The following is a 912-nucleotide window of genomic DNA, read 5'->3' as shown; positions in this document are numbered from 1 at the left end:
CTCCTTGGCTCACAGAACGACATGGCTACGATCCGACTTATACTAACAATAATCCAACCTAGAGCGCCCTTTCACTCTAAACGTAGTGAATGACATAGTCTAATCTTACTAGAAATAGTAAGCAGGCTTTTATAAGCTATAATGTTGTATGGGGTGGATTCTCTGTTAATAATGCTACACTTAACCGATTCTTCTCACTTCACTATCTACTACCATTTATTCTAGCAGCTCTAGCTCTAGTACATATGCTAACACTTCACACACACGGTAGCTCAAACCCTGAAGGTATTAGCTCAAATGCTGAAAAGGCACCAATGCATCCATACTTTATCTTTAAGGATCTAGTAACAATTATCCTTTTCTTCATTGCTCTAACAGCTCTAGTAATGTATGCACCTAACATGCTAGGACACAGTGACAACTATATTCCTGCTAACCCTATGCAAACACCACCTTCAATTGTACCGGAATGGTATCTTCTACCGTTCTATACAATTCTACGGTCAATTCCTAACAAGCTACTAGGAGTAGTTGGAATGCTAGGATCGCTACTAATCCTACTTGCTATGCCCCTACTTGACGTAGGACGAACTCGAGGTAATGTGCACCGACCTCTAACACGATTTGCCTTCTGGGTATTCGTAGGTAACTTCTTCCTTCTAATGTGGATTGGTAGCCAACACGCTGAAGAACCATTTGTAACAGTTGGGGCTATTGCAACTGCTGTATACTTTGGTTGGTTTGTAGTCCTACTACCAATTATTGGAATGCTAGAAAACACATCACTTGACGGTTCATCAAATCGAACATAATTTATATATCATTATTATTACTCCCCTTAAATTTAATATAAGTAACGTGGGGATGTAGTACAGTGGTTAGTACATTATGTTTGCATCATAGTAACTGGGG

Annotated in this window: 1 protein-coding gene; it reads left to right on the top strand. The window is 39.6% G+C overall.

Annotated elements, in window-relative coordinates; all coding sequences use genetic code 11:
- Positions 1-131: 131 nt before the first annotated feature.
- Positions 132-812, top strand: a complete 681-nt coding sequence (locus ACYVJ0_RS13565; protein WP_460624621.1) for a cytochrome b N-terminal domain-containing protein — start codon at positions 132-134, stop codon at positions 810-812.
- Positions 813-912 lie beyond the last annotated feature (100 nt).

The sequence above is a fragment of the Microbacterium petrolearium genome (assembly GCF_054782875.1).
This window is presented reverse-complemented; position numbering and strand designations above follow the sequence as displayed.